Below are 21293 nucleotides of genomic sequence, written 5' to 3'. Positions count from 1 at the left end.
TGACGACTAGGGGGCTGACCGGGCATAGCCGGTCATCTCCAGATATCCGCGCCCGGTGGCGCTGCCGGTGACAGCGACCGGACCTTCCCAGTAGGACACCCGCGTCTCCATCCAGGCATCGGGGTTCAGCGCCGCGATCCGCAGGTCCAGCCCCTCGGTCGGGATCTGAAGGTGCCATTCGGTCGGGATGCCGCGCCGCTGCGCGTCCGGCTTTGCCACGATCTCACCATCCGACAGCGCGCGTGCCGTCCCATCGGCGGCGATCAGCGTGCCGGATCGGAAGTCGGTCGTCCCGCGCAGCCGGAAGGCCATCAGCCTGCGCCCGTCATCCAGCGCCAGCGAGAACCAATCCCAGCCCTGCTGGTCGGCGGAAAGCGGCTGGCTGGACCATTCGCGATCCAGCCAGCCCTCTCCGGTCACGGCGCGCGGACCGTCGCCCAGATCGACGCTGCCCCGCGCCCGATAGAAGGGCTGCGAATAGTAATAGCTGGCCTGACCGGAGGCCGATTTCAGCGAAAAGCCCTGTGCGCCGTGGCGGATCAGCGGGCCTTGGGCCTGCAGATCCAGCGCATAGCGGAAACCCGGCCCGCTGGCGCTGAGCGTGATCGCCTCGGGCGTTTCGCCGGCCATCTGCCATTCGTCGATCCATGCGGCGAAGGGTGCGCCGGTCGCGCCGGCCTGCCCGGTGCCGCCCCGGGCGAAGCGTTCGGTTGACAGATGCCGCGTCGCGGTGGTGACGGCGGCATGGCCCATCCAGACGGCGGGCGGCGGGGTGTTCCCGTCCGGGGGCGCAAGCGCGAAGCGGAACAGCGTCCACTGGATGCCAAGCGGCGTGCCGTCCTCGAATTGCAGGGGCGCGGTCAGATACCACCATTCGATGCGGAAATCCGGATGCGGGCCGTGATCGCGCGGGAACAGGATCGGGCGCGCCGGATCGGGCAGGGCAAAGCCTTGGGCATCGGCGCCGAGGCCGGCAAAGCCCTGCGCGCGGGCACCGCTTGCCGCCAGCAGGGCCAGGATGAAGGCGCGCCTATCCATCGCGGCTCAGCACCTCGCTGAGGGCGCGGGGCGAGATCCGCGCCAGCCGCCGCGCCGGCCAGAGCGCGGCCAGCAGCGCCGCCCCGATGCCGAAGCCGATCAGCAGCAGCCAGCCCGCCGGATCGGCGCGGAAGGGCAGGCGCCAGCCGAAAGCCTCGACATTGACCACCGCCAGCAGCAGCCAGGACAGCGCCAGACCAAGCGGCAGGGCCAGCAGGGCCGTCGCCGCCGCCGTCAGCGTGACCCGCGCCAACTCCAGCGCCGCCAGTTGCCGCCGGTCCACGCCCATCGCCCAGAGCGGGGTCAGCCGGGGCAGGCGGGCATCGGCGGCGGCCAGAAGCGAGGTCAGCACGGCGAAACCCGCCACCGCCAGGGTCAGCGCGTTCAGCGCGGCGGTCACGGCGAAGGTGCGCTCGAAGATCTCCAGCGAGGCCGCCTTCATTTCGGGCTGCATGATGATCCGCTCGGGCGCGATGCCGCCGGCGATCAGGCGGGTGCGCAGGGCCGCCGGGTCATTGCTGCGGATGGCATGGCGGGGGGCTTTCAGGCCGGGCGCGATGCGATCCAGCCGCGTTGCCGAGACATAGACCTTTCCCAGCGGGTTGCCGTAATCGGCGATCACCCCGGCGATCCGGGCCGGACCGTCGGGCAGGGCGATCATGTCGCCGGGGGAAAGCCCGGCGCGATGGGCCAGTTGCTCATTGATGATCGCGCCGCCTTGGGGCACCTGCGCCCAGGCCTCGGGCGACCCGTCAAGCAGTGACCAGCCGCGATAGATCGGGTCGTCGACGATGCCGTTGATCTCGGACGGTTGGCCGGCAACTGTCGTCTCGACCGAGCGCAGCGGCAGCAAATGCTCGCCCGGGTCGAGAAGGTCCTTCAGCATGTCGCCCCCGTCCGGCGTGGCGACATAGATTTCCGCCGCCAGCCGTTGTGCGATGAAATCCGAAAAGCTGGTCCGAAAGCTGCCGACCATGGTGGTGACACCGATATTCGCGGCAAGCGCCATCATCAGCGCGGTCATGGCCAGCGAGATCTGCGGGATCTGGGCACGGGCCTCGGCCAGGGTCCATTCGGTGATCGGGGTGCGGGCCAGCCGGCGCGCGGTGCCCAGGGTGCCGGCCAGCAGCCCGGGCATCAGCGCCGCGCCGCCCAGAAGCAGCGTCCCGATGGCGGCGAAACCGGCCAGAAGCCCCGCGCCCCAGATGACCAGTCCGGCGGAAACGATCAGCATGGCTACGCCTGCCAGCGCCGGCCATACCCCCCGCCGCCGCTGAGTTTCGGCAAATACGGCGCGGCCCGATGCACCCAGCATCGGTCCCGCCGCACTGGCCAGTGTGCCCGCCAGAGCCATGCCGATCCCGCCCAGCCACCAGATCGGGCGCAAGGCCACCTGCGATCCGACCTCGGCCCCATAGATGCCTTGCAGGGTGACCGAGATCCCCGGCATCAGCCAGATGGCCAGCACATAGCCCAGCACCACCCCCAAAAGCCCCGAGACGAGCGCGATCAATGCGATCTCGGCCAGCATCAGCGCGCCAAGGCTTTGCGCCGGTGCGCCGAGCGCGCGCAGGACCGCCATGCTGCGCCGACGCTGCGCCATGGCCAGCCCGACCGTGCCGCGCACGATGAACAGCCCGACGATGAAGCAGAGCGCGCCGAAGGCGCTGAGGTTCATCTGGAAGCTTTCGGTCAGCGCCCCCGGTGCGGTGGCGGCGGCGGGCAGGACATATTGCAGGCCCGGGACAACGCTGAGCGGATCCGGCGCGCCAAGCGGTTGCGGCGGCACCAGCAGCAGCGCGTCGAAGCCGTCACGGCCAAGCTGGCGCTGCGCGGTCTCGATATCGGCGACGGCCTGCCCCTCGGGCAGCGCGGCCATGGGTGAGAAGCTGGGCGGCTGGGGGCCGGGCGCGTTATAGAAGACTTCGTTCGCTGGGGTGGTCGCAGCCATGAAATCGCCCGGCGGCCACAGGTCTTCGGGCGCGGTCAGCGGGTCGATGCCGGTCAGCGTCAGATGCAGCCCCGGCATCGGTTCGATCTCGCCCCGGATCAGCGGGCTGACCATGATGCCGGCGCGGCGCAGGGCAACGAACTCCGCCATGGCGATCGGCGTGCCGCCGGCCCGTTCCAGACGCGGCAGGGCGGCGATCCGGCCAGCGTCGGCGGCGCTGGCCATGCTGGCACGGGCCTCGGCATTGATCGCCTGCACCCCGGTCCAGAGCGCGGTTGCGAGCGCGATCCCGGCCACCAGCGTCGCCAGTTGCAGCCGGTTCTGACGCCAATGCGACCAGAAGGCGTGAAGGATCGCCCCGATCATGCCGGCGCGACCCGTCCATGGCGAAGGTGCAGGTGGCGCTGCATCCGGCAGGCGATGCGGTCGGAATGGGTGACGAAAAGCAGCGCGCAGCCGGTTTCCGTCACCAGATCCTGCATGACGGCGATGACCTGATCCGAGGTCTCCTCGTCGAGATTGCCGGTCGGTTCATCGGCCAGCAGCAGCGCCGGGCGCAGCGCCATTGCCCGGCCGATGGCGACACGCTGGCGCTGCCCGCCCGAAATCTCGTCGGGCATCCGGTCGATCAGCCCGGCCAGCCCGAGGCGTTCGGCAAGGTCCTGCACCCATGCGGGGTCGTGACGCCCGGCCATGCGGGCATGGAAGGCCAGGTTCTCGGCGACATTCAGGCTGGGGATCAGGTTGTATTGCTGGAAGATCAGCGCCGTATGCTGCCGCCGGATGCGCGCCAGCGCGCGGTCGGGCAGGGCGGTGATCTCCTGCCCGGCCACGGCGATCCGCCCGCCATCGGCGCGGTCCAGCCCGGCCACGAGATGCAGCAGCGTGCTTTTGCCCGAGCCGCTCTCGCCGGTCAGCGCCAGCGTCTCGCCGGGATTCAGCGCGAGGGTGACATCCGACAGCACCTCGGTCGCGCCGCCGGGACGGGCATAGCTTTTGCGCAGGTGGCTGATGTCGAGGGCAGTTGCGGTCATGCGAGCCAGAAATTGAAAGCATAGAGGCTGCCCGATGACAGGAATACCGTGCGCCGGGTCGGGGTCGATCCTAGGGCTGGTCAGGGTGTATTTGCCAGCGGCAAATGGATAGGAGGGCGCTGACGGTCAAACTCGGATCTTTTAAGGTTGATATTCAACACCACCATTCATGTTGCGACATGCTTTTGTGATCCGAAGTCAGGACTGGTTCGCTTCACGATATCAGCTAACATATTCGTCGTATGAGTATCTGGCGGAGGGGATGGGCCTGATATCCAACCTTCTCCACGTTTCACCCTGGTGGCGAGGACAGCTAAAATGGCGCTGCGGGATATTGCTTCCGCGCGAAGCTGTATTACGGAGAGTTCAAGAATTGTCGCCTTCACAGATACTTAGCCGTCGGGACCTCTACGACCTTGTCTGGAGCAAACCGATGACAGCGCTTGCACAGGAATTCGGGATATCGGATCGGGGGCTCGCGAAGGTCTGCGGTCGCCATCGTATTCCCGTACCGCCCCGGGGGTACTGGGCCAAGGTTGCTGCCGGAGAACAACCGAAAGTGCCGCCATTCCTCGAACTGAGGGATCGAAGCCTCGATCGGGTAAGCATTCGCGGGGCCACCTCAGCTCTTCCTGACGGCGTCGCCGAACTTGCCCGCAAGCGAAAGGCTGAGCGGGAAGTCCGGGCCGCTACCACCAGGGCGACGCCAGAATCCCCAATGCCTCTGGTAGAAAATCCACACGCCTCGGTGGCGAAAACGGTGAAGTTCCTTCGGACCAGGAAGCCGGACAAGGAGGGCGTCCTCAGCGCCACGGCGCCAGGCCAGTGTGGCGTGATCCTCGGCGCTGCGTCCGTCGAACGTGCTTGCTTCGTCCTCGACGCGTTGGCGCGGACGCTCGACGAGGTCAGCCTGAGCCTGACAGCGGACGGAGAGAAGATGTCCGTTCAGAAGGGCGCGGACAAGATCAGCTTTACCCTGCTCGAACGAACGAGAAGGCTGAAATACATACCGACCCCAGAAGAAATCGCTCGGGAGGAGAAGAGGAAAGAGAAGCAGGCACGGTCCCTTCGGCGCAACGATTGGGACAGCATTTCGTTCGGCAGCCGACCGCCTTGGCCGGAATATGTGACTGCGTGGACCGGCGAACTCGTATTCTCGATCGATGCGTGGGCGGACGACCTGCGGAAGACGTGGGGTGACGGCAAGACGCAACGCGTGGAACGGATGGTCCCCGAAATAGTCGCCGGCATAGAGACCATTCGCGTGCGCCGCGAGGAGCGTGAGGAGCGCGAGAGGCAGTGGAAAATCCTGCAGCACCGGCGACAGCTCGCACAGGCCCGCCTCAAACGCGAGGAGACGCGACTCTCTCACCTCCGGCAGATCATTGAGCTGCGTCGGGAGGCCCGCGAAATCCGCGAATGGATCTCCGGCCTGCCGCAGGAAGCCGGCCTAGCCGTCGACTCGGATCTGGGCCGGATGCTGCAGTGGGTAACCATCAAGCCAGTGCTTGCTGCCTGCAGGGATTTTGGTGCAGGCGGTTCCGCGATATCATTGCAGGTGACGACAATGGAATACATCATGCCGCAACGCGCTGGAGCCGAACCCATCACAATCCGCACAGCCTCGGACGTCCCGGTCACCACCCCGAGACAAGGGAAATGGGTGTAGTCCTGTCGACAAATTTCAGTGCCTCGCGGACGATGGTGATTCTGGTCAGTCAAGCAGGGTATTGGGCCGCAGCGCATTCTGCACGGTCCCGTCGACGCCGACAGTCATGACAGTCTGCGCGCACCTTGTCTCGGGGGTAAAGAACAACCGTAATCGCAGGCGAGGGCAAAAGCCATCGGTCGTCGAGGGACATGTCCAGCCTAACTCAAGGAAGAACAACGCAATCCAGAAAAATAAGTGGGGTGGAATGTGGGTCCGAATAAAGCGATCAGGCCGCAACACACTGATTTTCAACGAAAAATACAGGTATTGTGGCGGAGACGAAGACGGCCGAAGCATTGCGCAAATGGCTTATCGAAAGCTGGCAGCACCCGGAGATCACGGTGCGCGAAGTGGTCCGTATGGGTCCGAACCGGCTGCGCGAGAGCAAGGCCGCACGGACCACAATCACCATGCTCGAAAAGCACGGATGGCTCATTCGGCTACCCGAGGGCACGACAGTGCGCGGCATGGTCCGGAAGGAAGCGTTTCAGATCGTGAGGGGGAGCCATGCTCTTTGATGTTCAAGGCGCGCTGTCCGAAATCATGAAGGACCACCCTTGCGACAATCGCGACAACCGCGACAGTCCCGCAAGGCCCATTTGTCGCGAATGTCGCTGATGTCGCAACGATGAAGGTGGGAAACAGCAAGTTCCCAGAGGTGACCGATTCCTCCCGTCCGGCAGACCGCACCCTCTGAACCGCACCGCCCCGATCTCAGTTCACGACCCGAGAATGATGGCTTGCCCCTGCATGGCAGATCAGTCGCAGGCTGAGATCAGTTTCTCCGGCGTTGGGTTTTCTGCGCGCACTTGATGTTGGCGTACCGTTGGCTGGCCAGCCGGTGACTGAGCTGAGCTTCTTGATCGTGCCACGAAAGCCCGCTTTTTTATTGGTTTCGGTTTTGAACGGCCTTGCGGCTGGCTTTGTACGTCAGTGGTCCTGTTGTGGTTCGCGCATTCCGCGCTGCGCGCCTGCCGCTGGGCGTTATTGCTCCGCAATCATGATGCCGCCGCAGCTCGGCGTCATCCGAGCCGGATTGAACAAAGGCGGCTGACACAGGACACGAACCGCGTTTGGGATGACAACTATCTGGAAGTAGCAGCTGCTAATCGGCCAGAGTCCTCGTGAAAGCCGCGGGTCTGCCACTCATCGGTAAGCCCAAAGGTTGAAGGAAAGGTTCCCGATTCAATCGATCGATCTTGATTTCGTAGTACGTGCCGTACAGGGCAGAAATAGCGATGGAAACTCCTGGCGCTGCCGTTTAAATCTTAACCCGTATAATTCATGAAGCCACAGGCTTCTGCTCAGGGATCGGTTTCTCTCGCGTCGGGTTTGTTGCACACAGCTGATGTCGGCGTCCGGTTGGTGACCCGGTCGGTGGCTTGTGTCCTGGGTCGTGTGGATTAATGTTTCGGGGTTATCGGGGCGCTTGCGTCAGGCTGCTTTCGGTGGGGCGAGGGCGTCGAAGAGGAGGCTGAGAAGTCCCTGTCGCGGGCAGGACGCCGGCAATGTGATGATGATCCGTGTTTTTTTCTCGACGATGGTGGCGGCCAGTTTGACAAGGTGCAGGCGCAACGTATCGAACTGTGCGCGGTGCCACGGTGAACGCTTCGGGCAGGCCGCGCGGAGCGTCCACCAAAGCCAGCAGGCGCAACCGTGCAGTATCAGGCGCATCTGGTTGGCGTTGGCCTTCGAGCATGACGTCCGGTCTGATGCGAGATGGGTTTTCCACGCTTTGATGTGGTTCTCGGCCTGGCCGCGCGCGGAATAGAGCTTCTTGTCAACGGCGTCAGCCGGTGTGGGGAGTATCCGAAACTCTGTGTATCTGACCGGGCCCATGCGGTTTTCAGACACGTTCAGGCGTCGAAGCGCCCGGCGAACATTATGGCCAGCTGATTGCGAGCCGCAACCCATTCCCGGACGGCGCGACCGCCTTTCTCGAAGTTGCGGATGGCCAAGAAGATCAGCTTGGTCGCGGCCTCCTCGGTCGGGAAGGAGCCCTTGGTTTTCAGCGTCTTCCGCAGCACCCGGTTCAGCGATTCCACGGCGTTGGTGGTGTAGATGATTTTCCGGATCGCTGCGCTGAAGGCATAGAACGGTGTGACCTCGGCCCAAGCCCGGCGCCAGGCCGGAGCGATGGACGGGTATTTCGCGCCCCATTTCTCCTCGAAGGTGTCCAACTGGCGGGCGGCCTCCTCGGCGGTCGGAGCCTGATAGATCGGGCGCAGGTGGGCGGCCACCGCCTTGCGGTCCTTCCAGCTGCAGAAGTTCATCGAATGCCGGATCAGATGGACGATACAGGTCTGGACCATGGTCTCAGGGAAGGTCGCGGTGATCGCCTCGGGGAAGCCCTTCAGCCCGTCCACGACGGCGATCAGGATGTCCTGGACGCCCCTGTTGCGCAGCTCGTTCATCACCGACAGCCAGAACTTGGCCCCCTCGTTGTCGGCGATCCAGAGGCCCAGAACTTCCCGTTCCCCCTCGCGGGTGACGCCCAAGGCGATGTAAACGGCCTTGTTTTTCACCATCCGGCTGTCGGCATCGCGGATCTTCACGCGCAGGGCGTCGAAAATGACGATCGGATACATTCGGTCCAGCGCCCGGTGCTGCCATTCCCGGACCTCGTCCAGCACGGCATCGGTCACGCGGCTGATCAGGTCGGGTGAAACCCGCAAGCCGTAAAGATCTTCCAGGTGAGCCTGGATGTCGCGCACCGACAAGCCAGCGGCATAGAGCACGATGATCTTGTCATCCACCCTGTCGATCCGGGTCTGGCCTTCTTCACCAGCTCAGGCTCGAAGCTGCCTTCCCGGTCGCGCGGCCCGGCCAGCGGCACCTCGCCGTCCTGGCCTTCAGCACCTTGGCCGATGTGCCGTTGCGCCGGTTGGTTTGGCCCGGCGGGGCGTCCTTGCCCTCCTCGTAACCAAGATGCGCGGTCAGCTCGGCTCCCAGCATCCGCTCCATGAGCTTGATCTTCAGCTCCTTCATCAGCCCGGCATCGCCAAGCAGATCCTCAGGCCGCTTGCAGCCCTTCAGCAGTTCATCCAGGATTTCTTTCGAGATGGTCATTCATGCTTCCTTTCGGTGAAGCATGGACCGGATCACTCATACACAAAAGGTCGGACACTCTCGCCGGTGTGTCGTTCACTTTGCTGGTGCGAGATGTGTCCCGAACAGACATCTGATTAACAAGGACAAACCAACATGCCAAGACGGTCCATTCTGACCGAGCGCCAGCGTGCGGCGCTTTTCGACTTGCCGACTGACGAGACCTTAATGTTGCGGCATTACACGCTGGCAGACGACGATATCGAACACATCAACGAACGGCGACGACCGGAGAACAAGATCGGTTTTGCCCTACAGCTCTGTGCCCTACGCTATCCTGGGCGGCTGTTGTCATCTGGCGAAGTCATCCCGGAAAAGGTCTTGCGCTTCATCGCAGCCCAGTTGGGTCTGACCGGCGACCATGTCTTACCCTATGCCGCACGCCGGCAAACCCGTCAGCAGCACCTGCACGCCCTTCGCCAGATTTATGGCTTCAAGATGTTCTCGGGCCAAAGGCGCGCGGAGTCTGAAGGCCTGGCTTGAGAATGAGGCTGAAACTGCCCGATCCAACGAAGACCTGGCGCTCCGATTTGTCGAAGAGTGCCGCCAGTCGCAGGTGATCCTGCCCGGCATCTCTGTCATCGAACGGTTATGCGCAGATGCTCTGGTGTCGACCGAGCGCCAGACCGAAAGCCGGATCACCAACAGGATCGACGATGGAACGAAAGAACGCCTGGATGCGCTGTTGACCGAGATCGTGGATGGCAATGTCACCCGGTTCATCTGGCTTTGCCGTTTCGAGGCGGGTAGCAACTCGGCTGGAGCATCGCGACTTCTGGATCGGTTGGAATTTTTACAAGAATTGGACCTCTCACCGGACATTCTGGCCGACGTACCACCACATCGGATCACCCGCCTGCGCCGCCAAGGCGAGCGCTACTTTGCCGATGGGTTGCGCGGGGATTGCCAACTTGTTCTGATGCGCGCGAATTCGGCCTGAGCGGCGTCTTTCAGGCAGTCATTTCAAGGGTGTATCCGGCCCACAGGTCATGGGCATCGGATCTAGCGTGGCGATAAAGCCTTCCGCCGAAAACCTGAATCGTAGGGATTCCCTTGAGGCCTGATCTGTGATTCGTCCTGTTTGGGAGGATGGTTCATGTCAGCACCTTTGCCGGATGCGCTTCGGGCGCGGTTTCAGAAGTTGATTGAGGAAGGGTTAAGCGGGCGCGCGGCGGCGCTGCGCTTGAAGCTTTCGCCTGCCACCGGGGCGCGTTGGGGGCTTGCGATCCGTCACACCGGACAGGCCCGCGCGGCACGTCAAGGTCGGCCCAGGGGCAAGGGAAAGCTCGATCCGCATCGTAGCTTCTTCGCGGAAATCATCGCGCAGGACGGTGACATCACGATGCCGGAGCTGGCATCTGCCTTGCATGACGCAACCGGCGTACGCGCGCGCCCGAATGCGATCGGCAAGTTCCTCCGCAAGCTCGGCTATCGCAACTTCCTGTTCTTCGTGAACTCCGCCCAGATCATTGAGAAGACCAAGGAAAACTTCCTCAACCCCGCATCGGCCAAGCACCTGTTCGCACCTACTGTGCGGATTGACGACAAGCCCGTGGACATTCGCGCGGTGGACACGTTCGACGCGGTGTCGGGTGATGCAATCAACATTCATTTCACCACAATTCAAGGGCTGCACACCCGGATGCAGAACCCGAAGGAGAACGCCGTCACCATCGAAGACTTCCGCGACTACAAGGTGGTGATGATCTCGGACGAAGCGCACCACCTGAACGCCGAGACCAAGAAGACGCTGACAGAAGGCGAGAAGGCAGAGAAGGCCAGTTGGGAAGGCACGGTGTCGGAGATTTTCCGCCAGCACCCCGAGAATATGCTGTTGGAGTTTACCGCGACCGTGGACCTGACCCACGACGCGATCCGGGCGAAGTATGCCGACAAGATACTCTACGACTATTCGCTGCGGCAGTTTCGGGAAGACGGTTATTCCAAGGACATCGAGTTGCGGCAGGCCGATTTGCCCCCTGCGGAACGGATGATGCAGGCGATGGTTCTGAGCCAGTATCGCCGCAAGGTGGCCGAGGCGCATGGGCTGCACTGCAAGCCGGTGATCCTGATGAAGTCCAAGACGATCAAGGAAAGCGCCGACAACGAAGCGGCTTTCACGGCGATGGTCGCTGGGCTGACAGGTGAGGCGCTGGGCGCGCTCAGGGCAACCTCTGAGGGCGATGAGACGCTTTCGCGGGCCTTTGCCTTCATCATGGATGAAAGAGCCATGAGCGGCGCGGATTTCGCCCGTGAGCTACAGGGCGATTTTGCCCCCGAGAAGGTGGTGAACGTCAACAACCCCAAGGATTTGGAAAACAGACAGATAGAACTCAACGCCTTGGAGGACCGCGACAACGAGATACGGGTGATCTTTGCCGTCGATAAGCTGAACGAAGGCTGGGACGTGCTTAACCTGTTCGACATTGTGCGCCTCTATGACACCCGCGACGGCAAGGCCAACAAGGTTGGCAAGACCACGATGGCCGAGGCGCAGTTGATCGGGCGCGGGGCGCGATACTTTCCCTTCATTGCCCCGGAACAGCCCGACGCGGCGCGGGAAAAGCGCAAATACGACAGCGCCGTGGACGTGCCCCTGCGCATCTTGGAAGAACTGCACTACCACTGTTCCCACAATCCCAAGTACATCCAAGACATCCGCAACGCCCTGCGCGAAACTGGGATGTTGGACGACACCGCCCGGACGGTGCGGCTGCGGCTCAAAGACAGCTTCAAGCAGACTGACCTCTATAAGCGGGATCATGTCTGGGTGAATGATCGGGTGCGCAACCCGCGCGACGGTGTGGCAGGGCTGGACGCCTACAAGATCGAAAGCACTTTCACCTATCCTAACCTGATGACAGGCCGGGTGACGGAAGCCTCTGCCTTTGGCGGTGGGCAGTTGACGCTGAAACCGTCGAGCAAGGAACCCGTGTCCCGCGACTTCAAGCTGGCCGATTTCGGCAGGGCCATTCTGGGCTTTGCGATGGACGCCAACGACTTCTTCCACTTCGCCAACTTGCGGACCTATTTCCCGCAACTCGCCAGCGCCTCGCAGTTTGTCGCCTCTGACACCTATCTTGGCGGCGCGACAGTAAGCGTGCGCGGCTTGCCGGATGACTTGGACAACCTGACCGCACGGCAAAAGCTGGACATCGCGCAGTACGTTCTGCACCAGATCGAAAGCGGCGTGAAACGTGAAAGCGTCGAGTATATTGGCACCAAGGACTTCAAGCCCTATCCCATCAAGGACCGTTTCACCGACAAGGTGCTGAAACTGCGGATCGAAGGCGAGACCGGGCTAAGCTGGACCGAAAGCAACGTGCCGGGGTTGGACCAGATCGACCTGAGCGGCAAGGACTGGCACGCCTATGACGACAGCTACGGGACCGATCAGGAAAAGCACTTCATCAAGTACATGCACGATCAGGAAGCCCGGTTGCGGGGCGTGTATGATGACTTCTACCTGCTGCGAAACGAGAAGGCGGTGAAGTTATACGACTTCAACACTGGACGCGCCTTTGAACCTGACTTCGTTCTGTTTCTTAGGAAGAAGGGCGAAGAAGCCAGCACGATCTTGCAGCTATTCATCGAACCCAAGGGCGAACAGTTGCGCCCGCAAGATGACTGGAAGCAGGACTTCCTTGAGCAAGTGAAAGACAAGGCCCGACTTGAGACGGTATTCCAAGGCAGGGATTATACGGTTCTTGGATTGCCATTTTTCAATGAGACGGGGCAGACCAATACCGACTTCAAAGCCGCATTCGAGACTGAGGCGCTGGACGTATAGTCTGATCTTGCCTGTCTATATGTCTGGACCTGCCTATGTGTGCGGGATTGACGGTCTAAGGAATGGTTCCCCATTACTGGGGCAAATAAGCCGGGGTCGGTGCAGGCTCAGTCCGACATCTTTGCGAGCCGGTCCACGATCTCGGTCGGATCGAAGCCAAGCACCTCGCCCAGCTTGACCAGCTCCACCACATCCACCCGGCGTTGCCCGCTTTCCAGCCGCGCGATGAAGGACTGATAGACCTTCATCCGCTCCGCAAGTTCGACCTGCTTCAAGCCTGCCTGTCCGCGTTTCTCGATGAGGTAGCGGACAAGAGCATCATGCCTATGATCCCCAAGAGTTTTAGGCATGAACGCCCCATGCTGTTGCACTGGGCGCGTTGACCATATCTTAAATCTAGGTATCTAAAAGTCCAGGAGTTCCTTAGACTATGTTCAGGCACGCCAAACAGACCGCGCGCGGGTTAACACTTTCGTTTTGTTCAGCATTTCTCGTGTCCGTTTTTGCTACAGGTGCGAGTGCTGATGAATGGCTATCGGTTCACAACTGGCCTGTGCCACCTTCCGACCACCGAACAACCATCGCGATCAGTCAAAATCCAGACGGATTTGTCGCCGGGTTTTATCGAGACGTTGACCGCCGAGTTAGTATCTACTTTGCGCTTCCCGAGGAAAGCCCAGAACGCTTGATAAGTGCGGGCTTGGTAGTCGTGTATCGTGGGGATGAAGGACGCGGCTCAGACATCAAACTGCCTGATACGCTGAACCCGAGGGAAACGGGCTTCACGGATGGCCGAACCGTCACTGGCAGCATCTGGCACGGCGACGGCCCGACAGCATATGCCGGGACGTTTCGCGACATTCTGAACAGTCAAACGCTATGCGCTCGGTTTGTCACATTCACCGGCCAGCAGAATGCTTGCTGGGATTTGTCCGATCTGCACAGCGCCGTTGAGGACGCACTGCAAATCACGGCTACCGTGTCACGCGAGGATCAAGCATGGCATGAGTTAAGAGCAGCAGTGGCGATTAGCGGTATGAACAGATGCACACCCGCGAACCACCTTTCTTGCACGCCTATTTTCGACCACTGCTTTGCCCGTTTTGAACAGCAAAAAGACGTTGCGATGTTCAATGATTGCATGGCCGTGGTGGAATGATCTTGCGTCGGATGTGGCTGACCGCTTCGCCTGACCGATGAAGGGGGCCATGCGGGATGGCCCCACCCACCTGACCGACTATTTGGCTTGGCCGATGGTGAAACGGTCTATCGCCTCTTTCTTCTGTGCCAGTGTATGCCCGCCCTTGTTATAGTACTTTTGCGTGACGCCTTGCCGCTCATGTCCCACGATATCCTGATACAAGGGTTCTTGCACATCGGCTTTTGCCAATCGCTCAATCATCGTGTGCCGCAAGCTATGGAAGACCAAGCCTTCCTTTTTCATATCCAATCCCGGCAAAAGGGTATCGCGGAACCATCGGCCCAGATTACGCCCATAACCGTCTTTTTCGTTGTAGCTGAACGACATAAACAGACGCGGTTTGCCTGATTGAGTTTGCACAAAATCAAGAAAACCCAGCTTGATGAGTTCAGAATGAAGCGGCACCCTGCGCTTGCTTGCCTCTGCCTTGAGTTTCTTCTTGTCATCACCTTCATCCGAGATGTCGATAAACCAAATACCGTCTTCTTCCCCTATGTCGCTGGGTTGAAGCTGCGCAATCTCGTTCAACCGCGCCCCTGTAAAGAGGCCCAGCAACCCACCCCACTTTTGGTCTTCTTTTTTAACCAGCCCGGACGTGTTTTGTGTCAACTCTATGAATAGGCGTGTTGTTTGGGCATAGCTGTAAGGCTTTCGGTCTGTCTTCGCCCCCTTGGGTTTTTTGATCTTCATACCTTCGAAGACATTCTCGGATGCGCGCCCGTGGCGTTTGGCCCAGTCACCAAGCCGCTCGAACATCGCCATGTGATTGTTAAAGTGCTCAAGGGATATCTTTTTGACACCTGCCACCTCCACCGCCTCCAAGAGCGGTAGGCCTTTGGTTTCCGGCTTGGTGTTTCGGTTGACCGGCAATGCCATGACTACTTTTTTGAAGTCGGCAGCGTCTTCTCGGGTAATATCCGCGAATGGACGGTCATGGTCAAAAAACTCAAGCATGACGGCAAGGAAGGCCTTGGCCCGGTTTTCCATTTGCGTCGTCCAACGCGGACTGTTCTCGGCTATGAAATCCTCATACACGTCCGCGAGTGACGCAGAGGGCCTCTGCGGGGCCTTGCCGGTTTCTAGCGAGACTGTGGCGGGTTGGGCGAAGGAGTAGCCTTCCAGCGCCTCCACCCGGCTCAGAAGTTCCGTTATCTGACCCCGACGAGCCTTTCGCAGTTCGCGGCGCAGGTCGCCTTCATTTTCGGCCCATTGAGCCTCTGTGAGGCCCGCTGAGGCGCGGAAGCTGTCCAAGGTACCAGCATCAAGGTAAAGGTCTGACAGGTCGTCAAAGCCGCCTATGGCGTCCTCATGCACGTCCAACTCTTGCTGCAATGCTTCAAGCGACCGCTCAGATAGCCCGGTATCGTTTAACCGCTCCAAATACCGATCCAGTGATGCAGCGAAGTAAGCGCGCACCATTTCGCGCATTTCGTCTTGTCTCAGCCGTGCCAATGTCTTGTTATCCCGAACCAATCGCCCACAAGATGCGAGATGGCGAGCAAGATCGCCAGCCTTATCTGGACACTTGGTTCTTAACGATATCCTAATGGTTCTGCGGGTTTGCCGGTCGCCACAGGGCAATGGCCAACGGAAATAGAAAACCCCGTGCCGTGACGGTGACAGGTAGGCGGACAGTTTCATGGGCGTATGCTCCACTTTGTGTCGCACTTGCCTGTCCAAGGCCTAAGTCATTGTTTTAGCGTGTTATGGCGGAGACGAAGGGATTCGAACCCTCGATACCATCTCTGGTATACTCCCTTAGCAGGGGAGCGCCTTCGACCACTCGGCCACGTCTCCGCCGACGCGTTTAGCAGCGCCATGCGACCCTTCACAAGGGGGAAATGTCAGTTTCGAGAGATGTTGCGCTCAGGCGACGCGGATCAGCAGGGCGACGCCGGCCACGATCAGGGCGATGCCGGCCAGTTGGCGCGGGCTGGTGCCCTCTCGGAAAAGGCGCGCGGAAAGGGCCTGGGCGAAGACCACCTCGATCAGCGCCAGGGTGCGGACATTGGCGGCCGAGGTCAGTGCGAAGCCGATGAACCAGAAAAGCGAGGCGAAGGCGCCAAGCGCGCCGGCGGCAAGCGAGATGCGCCAGCTGCGTGCGATGGCGGCCAGTGCGGGGCGGTCGCGGGCGATCATCCAGATCAGCATGGCCGCGGTCTGCAGACAGAGCGCGATCGCCAGGATCACGCTGGCACGCAGGATGACGCCGCCCTCGGGCAGGGTCAGGATGGCGCCGCGAAAGCCGATGGCGGACAGACCGAACAGCGCCCCGGCCGTCAGCCCGGTCGCCACGCTGCGGGCATTGGCGCGCGACCATTCCGCGCCCGAGATCAGCACCACGCCGAGCACAGCGAGCGAGATCGCCGCCAGCCGCGCGAAGCCGAGCGGTTCGGCCAGAAACAGCGCGCCGAAGATCGCCAGCGTCACCGGCTCGGTCTTCATCAGCGCGGTGGCGATGCCGAAACCCTGGCCGCGCATGGTCAGCAGCATGAAGGCGGTGGCGGCGATCTGGGCTGCGGCGCCAAGTGCCGCCCAGCCGAGCGTCGGGCCCGAAATCGCCGGCAGCGGCTGCCAGGCCGACATGACCAGCAGGAACAGCGCCGCGAAGGGCAGGCCGAAGAAAAAGCGCACGGCGGTCGCGCCGACGGTGCCGACCTGACCGCTCAGCCCGGCCTGGGCGGCGTTGCGCCCGGTCTGGGCCAGGGCCGCGATCAGCGTGGCAAGAATCCACATGAACGATCAGCCGGCGCGGACGGTTTCGATCATCAGCGCGACATTCTCGGGATCGGCATCGGGGGTGATGCCATGGCCGAGATTGAAGATATGGGGGCCGGCCCCGAAAGCGCGCAGGATCTGGCGGGTTTCGTCGATCAGCGCCTGTCCGCCCGTGACCATGTGTCGCGGGTCGAGATTGCCCTGAACGCAACCGTCCTTCTGCACATGGGCCGCCGCCCAATCGGCATCGACCGAATTGTCGAGCGCCACGCAATCGGCACCGGTGGCCTGGGCGAAGCCCTCGTAGCGGTCCTTTGCCTCGCGCGGGAAGGCGATGACGGGGATGGCGGGGTGGCGGCGCTTCAGCTCGGCAATGATCCGGTGCGCGGGGGCGATGGCGAAATCGTCGAAATCGCGGCCCTTCAGGCTGCCGGCCCAGCTGTCGAAGAGCTTGACCACCTCGGCCCCGGCCTCGATCTGGGCCGAGAGATATTCGATGGTCGCCTCGGCAATGCGTCCGATCAGGGCGGTGAAGGCGTCGCGGTCGGCATCCTTGAAGGCATGGGCGGGCCCCTGATCGGGGGTGCCGCGCCCGGCGACCATATAGGTGGCGACGGTCCAGGGCGCGCCGGCAAAGCCGATCAGCGTGGTCTCGGCGGGCAATTCGCGGGCCAGAATGCGCACGGTTTCATAGATCGGCGACAGCGTGTCGTGGATCGCATCGACCGGCTTCAGCGCCTCGACCCCGGCGCGCGCGGTGATCGTCGACAGGCGCGGCCCCTCGCCAGTGACAAACCACAGATCGGCGCCGAGCGCCTGAGGCACCAGCAGGATATCGGCAAACAGGATCGCCGCGTCGAAGCCATAGCGGCGGATCGGCTGCAGGGTCACCTCGGCCGCGAGGTCGGGATTGTAGCAGAGCGACAGGAAGTCGCCCGCCTGCGCCCTGGTGGCGCGATATTCGGGCAGATAGCGCCCGGCCTGGCGCATCATCCAGATCGGCGGCGTGGGCAGGCGCTCTCCGGCAAGTGCGCGCAGGATTTTCTTGGTCATGGGGCCTCGCTTTCCGCGACCGTTCAACGCAGCCAGCCCGGCATTGTCAAGTCGGCGTGGCAGGGCTATGGCTGGCCCATGACAGACTGGCCCAATCCCGAGACGACCCTGAAGATCGGCACCCGCGCCTCTCCGCTGGCGCTGGCACAGGCGCATGAGACCCGCGACCGGCTGATGGCGACCCATGGCCTGCCGGAAGCAGCCTTTGAGATCGTGGCGATGAAGACGACCGGCGACCGGATCCTTGACCGGTCCCTGCAGGCGGCCGGCGGCAAGGGCCTGTTCACGCGCGAGATCGAGGATGCGCTGCTGGACGGACGGGTCGATATCGCGGTCCATTCCTCGAAGGACATGCCGGTCCTGCAACCCGAGGGGTTGGTGATCGACTGCTATCTGCCGCGCGAAGATGTGCGCGATGCCTTTGTCAGCCCGCATTTCGCCTCGATCGCCGAATTGCCGCAGGGGGCGGTGGTCGGTTCCTCGTCGATGCGCAGGCGGGCGCAACTGGCCCATGTCCGGCCCGATCTGGAATTGGTCGAGTTTCGCGGCAATGTGCAGACGCGGATGCAGAAACTGGCCGATGGCGTGGCGCAGGCGACGTTTCTGGCCATGGCCGGCTTGAACCGGCTGGGGCGCGCCGATGTGATCCGCAGCGCGATTTCGCCCGAGGAGATGCTGCCCGCCATTGCCCAGGGTGCCATCGGGATCGAGCGTCGCCGCGACGACGACCGCGTGGGGCGGCTGTTGGCGGCGATTTCAGATGCGCCGACCGTGACCCGGGTCGAGGCCGAGCGCGCCTTTCTGGGCCGGCTGGACGGGTCCTGCGAGACCCCCATTGCCGGGCTGGCGGAACTGGAGGGCGAGCGGATGCGCCTGCGCGGCGAGATCCTGATGCCCGACGGCTCGGCCCGGTTCAGCGGCGAACGTCGTGGCCCGGCGGCAGACGGCCCGGCCATGGGCCGCGATCTGGCCGAGGAACTTCTGGCCGCCGCGCCAAAGGACTTCCACCGCCTGATCGGCATCAGCGCCGGGCGCGGCGCGCGCCCCGTCGGCTGATGGCGCGCACGCAGGGGTCGCGGGCGGATATCACCGGCCCGCTGATCCGCGATGCGGCGCGGCGGCTGTTTGCGCGCCACGGCTTTGCCGCCGTCTCCATGCGGCAGATCGCGGCAGAGGTCGGCGTGCAGGTCGGCACCATCTACGGCTATACCTCGGACAAGCAGGCGCTGCTGGCCGATCTGATGCGCGCCCATATGGAGCGGCTGCTGGCGGACTGGCAGGACGACCCGAGCGCCCCCGCCACCGAGCGGTTGGAGCGTTTCGTGCGCTTTCATATCGACACCAGCCTGGACCGTGCCGATGACGTGTTCCTGTCCTATATGGAGTTGCGCAATCTCGACCCCGAAAACCATGCCGAGATCGCCGGGCTGCGCCGCCGCTATGAAGGTGCCTTGCAGGCGATTCTGGAAGACGGCGCGGCGGCCGGCGCGATGCAGCTTGGCGATGCCCGACTGGCGACCATGGCGCTGATCGCCATGCTGACCGGCGTCACCAACTGGTATCGAGAGGGCGGGCGGCTGGACCGCGCCGCGCTCTATCGCCATTACGGCGCGCTTGTGCGTGGGGCGGTCGGCGCGTAAGGCCTTGCCGGAAGCCCTCGCGCAGCCGATATTCAGCCCATGTCGATCTCACCCGCCTTTCTGGACGAATTGCGCAACCGCGTGCCGGTCAGCCGGATCATCGGGCGCAAGGTGACCTGGGATCTGCGCCGGTCCAATCAGGCCAAGGGCGACTGGTGGGCGCCTTGCCCCTTCCATGGCGAAAAGACCGCGTCGTTCCATGTCGATGACCAGAAGGGCTTCTATTACTGCTTTGGCTGTCACGCCAAGGGCGACGCGCTGACCTTCCTGCGCGAATCCGACGGCCTGGATTTCATCGAGGCGGTGAAGGTGCTGGCTGCGGAAGCCGGGCTGCCCATGCCTGAACGCGACCCGGGCGAGGCCAGGCGCGCCGACCGGCGCAGCACGCTGGCCGAGGCGATGGAGGCCGCGACCCGGCATTACCGCATGGCGCTGTCCTCGGGGCAGGGGACCGAGGCGCGCGATTACCTGACCCGGCGCGGGCTGGAAGCGGGCGGCATCGAGCGGTTCGAGTTGGGCTTCGCCCCCGACATGCGTCAGGGCCTGTTCACGGCTTTGCGCGAAAAGGGCATCCCGCCCGAGGTCATGGACGAGGCCGGGCTGGTCATTGTCCCCGACGATGGCGGCGCGCCCTATGACCGTTTCCGGGGCCGGATCATCTTCCCGATCCGCGATGCGCGCGGCCGCGTCATTGCGTTCGGGGGCCGCGCCATGGACCCGAATGCGCGGGCCAAATACCTCAACAGCCCGGAAACCGCGCTCTTCGACAAGGGGCGCAATCTTTACAATACCGGCCCGGCACGGGCGGCGGTGTCGAAAGGTGCGCCGCTTGTCGTGGCCGAGGGTTACATGGATGTGATCGCCCTTTCGCTGGCCGGATTCGAAGGCGCGGTGGCCCCCCTTGGCACCGCGATCACCGAGGATCAGTTGCGCCTGATGTGGCGCATCAGCCCCGAGCCGGTGATCATGCTGGATGGCGATGCCGCCGGCCAACGCGCGGCGCGCCGCCTGATCGACCTGGCCCTGCCGATGACCGGTCCCGGTCAGGCGCTGCGTTTCGCCACGCTGCCGGCGGGGCAGGACCCCGACGACCTGATCCGCGCCCATGGCGCCGGCGCGCTGCAGAAGGTGCTGGACGGTGCGCGCCCGCTGGTCGATCTGCTCTGGGAACGCGAGGTCGAGGGGCGCGCCTTCGACAGTCCCGAACGCCGCGCGGCGCTGGATGCGAGCCTGCGCAAATCCATCGCCCTGATCCCCGACGAGACCACGCGCAACCACTATATCGCCGCCCTGAAGGAGCGCCGGTTCGAGCTGTTCGGGGGCCGGCGCGGGGCAGGGCGGCTGACGCCCGGCCCGCGCGACTGGAAGGGCCGCGCCGCGCCCGCGCCGGTGCGCGCCCAGACCCGCGCCACCCCGCTTGGCCAGCAGGATGCGGGCGATGCGACGCTGGAAAGCATGGTACTGGCGCTGTGCGCCGCCTATCCGGGGGTTGCCGCGCGCATGGAATCGCGCCTCGAACTGCTGGCCCCGGTCGATCCGGGCCGGGCGGCGCTTTGCCATGACCTGCTGTCGGGGCAGGACAGCCAGATGGGCCGCGCTGCCCTTGCGCGGATCATGGAGGATGCCTATGTCCGCGCCTCGCCCCTGATCCGCCAGCCCATCGACACGGAAAAGGCGGCGGCGGTGCTGGCCAATATCCTCGACAAGATCGAGGCGCGGCGGGCCGCACTTGCCGAACTGACCCGGGCCGAGGCCGAGATTCAGGGGCTGGTCGACGAGGGCCTGACCTGGCGGGTCAGCGAGGCCGCCCGCGCCCGCCACCGGGCCGAGCATCCCGAGATCGAGGACAGTTCGGACCTGAACGAGGACCGGGGCGCGCTGTCGGCCCGGCTGGCCTCGTATTTCGACACCCGCCGCAGCCGTGGCGGCGGGTGATTCGCCCGAATCGCCCCGAAGGCCGAATCACCCGGCCTTTGAACCCGTGCGCATCTTGTTTAGAAAGGTGCCGATACCCATCTGATTCGGTGCCAACCGAATCACTACGCTGAC

General features: G+C 63.3%; 16 protein-coding genes, 1 tRNA gene and 2 pseudogenes. 9 read left to right on the top strand and 10 right to left on the bottom strand.

From position 1 onward, the window contains the following. Positions 1-6: 6 nt before the first annotated feature. Genes Q0330_RS05235 through Q0330_RS05225 form a run of 3 tightly spaced genes read right to left on the bottom strand, consistent with a single transcriptional unit; the run spans position 7 to position 4023 of the window. Positions 7-1038 (bottom strand): lipocalin-like domain-containing protein, encoded by a 1032-nt coding sequence (locus Q0330_RS05235; protein WP_299475495.1) that lies wholly within the window; start codon positions 1036-1038, stop codon positions 7-9. Further along, positions 1031-3355, bottom strand: a complete 2325-nt coding sequence (locus Q0330_RS05230; protein ID WP_299475492.1) for an FtsX-like permease family protein — start codon at positions 3353-3355, stop codon at positions 1031-1033. Before Q0330_RS05230 ends, Q0330_RS05235 begins: the two co-directional genes overlap by 8 nt. Then, complete coding sequence (locus tag Q0330_RS05225; protein WP_299475489.1) at positions 3352-4023, bottom strand: ABC transporter ATP-binding protein; 672 nt, start codon at positions 4021-4023, stop codon at positions 3352-3354. Before Q0330_RS05225 ends, Q0330_RS05230 begins: the two co-directional genes overlap by 4 nt. Positions 4024-4456: 433 nt before the next feature. On the opposite strand from Q0330_RS05225, the gene Q0330_RS05220 reads away from it, so the two are divergent. From Q0330_RS05220 to Q0330_RS05210, 3 genes are all read left to right on the top strand, one after another. Further along, positions 4457-5692, top strand: a complete 1236-nt coding sequence (locus Q0330_RS05220; RefSeq protein ID WP_299475486.1) for a hypothetical protein — start codon at positions 4457-4459, stop codon at positions 5690-5692. A gap of 311 nt (positions 5693-6003) precedes the next feature. After that, positions 6004-6252, top strand: coding sequence for a hypothetical protein (locus Q0330_RS05215; RefSeq protein WP_299475483.1), 249 nt, complete (start codon positions 6004-6006; stop codon positions 6250-6252). 272 nt (positions 6253-6524) lie between these two features. Next, complete coding sequence (locus tag Q0330_RS05210; RefSeq protein ID WP_299475480.1) at positions 6525-6788, top strand: hypothetical protein; 264 nt, start codon at positions 6525-6527, stop codon at positions 6786-6788. 380 nt (positions 6789-7168) lie between these two features. Here the strand turns inward: Q0330_RS05210 and Q0330_RS05205 are convergent, their stop codons facing one another. Beyond that, complete coding sequence (locus tag Q0330_RS05205) at positions 7169-7648, bottom strand: transposase (RefSeq protein ID WP_299475477.1); 480 nt, start codon at positions 7646-7648, stop codon at positions 7169-7171. After that, positions 7591-8803 (bottom strand): annotated as a pseudogene (locus tag Q0330_RS05200) (IS256 family transposase). The gene Q0330_RS05205 and the pseudogene Q0330_RS05200 overlap by 58 nt, the downstream one beginning before the upstream one ends. 135 nt (positions 8804-8938) lie before the next feature. On the opposite strand from Q0330_RS05200, the pseudogene Q0330_RS05195 reads away from it, so the two are divergent. Both Q0330_RS05195 and Q0330_RS05190 read left to right on the top strand, forming a co-directional pair. Next, a pseudogene (locus tag Q0330_RS05195) lies at positions 8939-9764 on the top strand (DUF4158 domain-containing protein); the annotation flags it as partial. Positions 9765-9938: 174 nt separating this feature from the next. Further along, a complete protein-coding gene (locus Q0330_RS05190) occupies positions 9939-12632 on the top strand; it encodes a DEAD/DEAH box helicase family protein (protein WP_299475474.1) in 2694 nt (897 codons plus the stop codon). 107 nt (positions 12633-12739) lie between these two features. On the opposite strand, the gene Q0330_RS05185 is transcribed toward Q0330_RS05190, so the two are convergent. After that, positions 12740-12982 carry a helix-turn-helix transcriptional regulator gene (locus tag Q0330_RS05185; RefSeq protein WP_299475471.1) on the bottom strand — a complete coding sequence of 81 codons (243 nt, stop codon included), beginning with the start codon at positions 12980-12982 and terminating at the stop codon, positions 12740-12742. A gap of 80 nt (positions 12983-13062) precedes the next feature. Here Q0330_RS05185 and Q0330_RS05180 point away from each other — a divergent pair, with 80 nt between their 5' ends. Then, positions 13063-13791 (top strand): hypothetical protein, encoded by a 729-nt coding sequence (locus tag Q0330_RS05180; RefSeq protein WP_299475468.1) that lies wholly within the window; start codon positions 13063-13065, stop codon positions 13789-13791. A gap of 78 nt (positions 13792-13869) precedes the next feature. On the opposite strand, the gene Q0330_RS05175 is transcribed toward Q0330_RS05180, so the two are convergent. From Q0330_RS05175 to hemE, 4 genes are all read right to left on the bottom strand, one after another. Continuing rightward, positions 13870-15474, bottom strand: coding sequence for a site-specific integrase (locus tag Q0330_RS05175; protein WP_299475465.1), 1605 nt, complete (start codon positions 15472-15474; stop codon positions 13870-13872). 66 nt (positions 15475-15540) lie between these two features. Next, a tRNA-Ser gene (locus tag Q0330_RS05170) sits at positions 15541-15630 on the bottom strand. A 69-nt stretch (positions 15631-15699) separates the two neighbouring features. Then, positions 15700-16569: a DMT family transporter gene (locus Q0330_RS05165; protein WP_299475462.1), complete on the bottom strand. Its 870-nt coding sequence runs from the start codon at positions 16567-16569 to the stop codon at positions 15700-15702. A 6-nt stretch (positions 16570-16575) separates the two neighbouring features. Beyond that, positions 16576-17604, bottom strand: coding sequence for a uroporphyrinogen decarboxylase (hemE, locus tag Q0330_RS05160; protein ID WP_299475459.1), 1029 nt, complete (start codon positions 17602-17604; stop codon positions 16576-16578). A 78-nt stretch (positions 17605-17682) separates the two neighbouring features. Here hemE and hemC point away from each other — a divergent pair, with 78 nt between their 5' ends. Genes hemC through dnaG form a run of 3 tightly spaced genes read left to right on the top strand, consistent with a single transcriptional unit; the run spans position 17683 to position 21179 of the window. Beyond that, complete coding sequence (gene hemC, locus Q0330_RS05155) at positions 17683-18660, top strand: hydroxymethylbilane synthase (protein WP_299475456.1); 978 nt, start codon at positions 17683-17685, stop codon at positions 18658-18660. After that, positions 18660-19244 carry a TetR/AcrR family transcriptional regulator gene (locus Q0330_RS05150; protein ID WP_299475453.1) on the top strand — a complete coding sequence of 195 codons (585 nt, stop codon included), beginning with the start codon at positions 18660-18662 and terminating at the stop codon, positions 19242-19244. The genes hemC and Q0330_RS05150 overlap by 1 nt, the downstream gene beginning before the upstream one ends. Before the next feature lie 39 nt (positions 19245-19283). Then, positions 19284-21179: a DNA primase gene (gene dnaG, locus Q0330_RS05145; protein WP_299475449.1), complete on the top strand. Its 1896-nt coding sequence runs from the start codon at positions 19284-19286 to the stop codon at positions 21177-21179. Positions 21180-21293: the final 114 nt, after the last annotated feature.

The organism is uncultured Paracoccus sp. (assembly GCF_937873615.1).
Taxonomy (GTDB): domain Bacteria; phylum Pseudomonadota; class Alphaproteobacteria; order Rhodobacterales; family Rhodobacteraceae; genus Paracoccus.
This window is presented reverse-complemented; position numbering and strand designations above follow the sequence as displayed.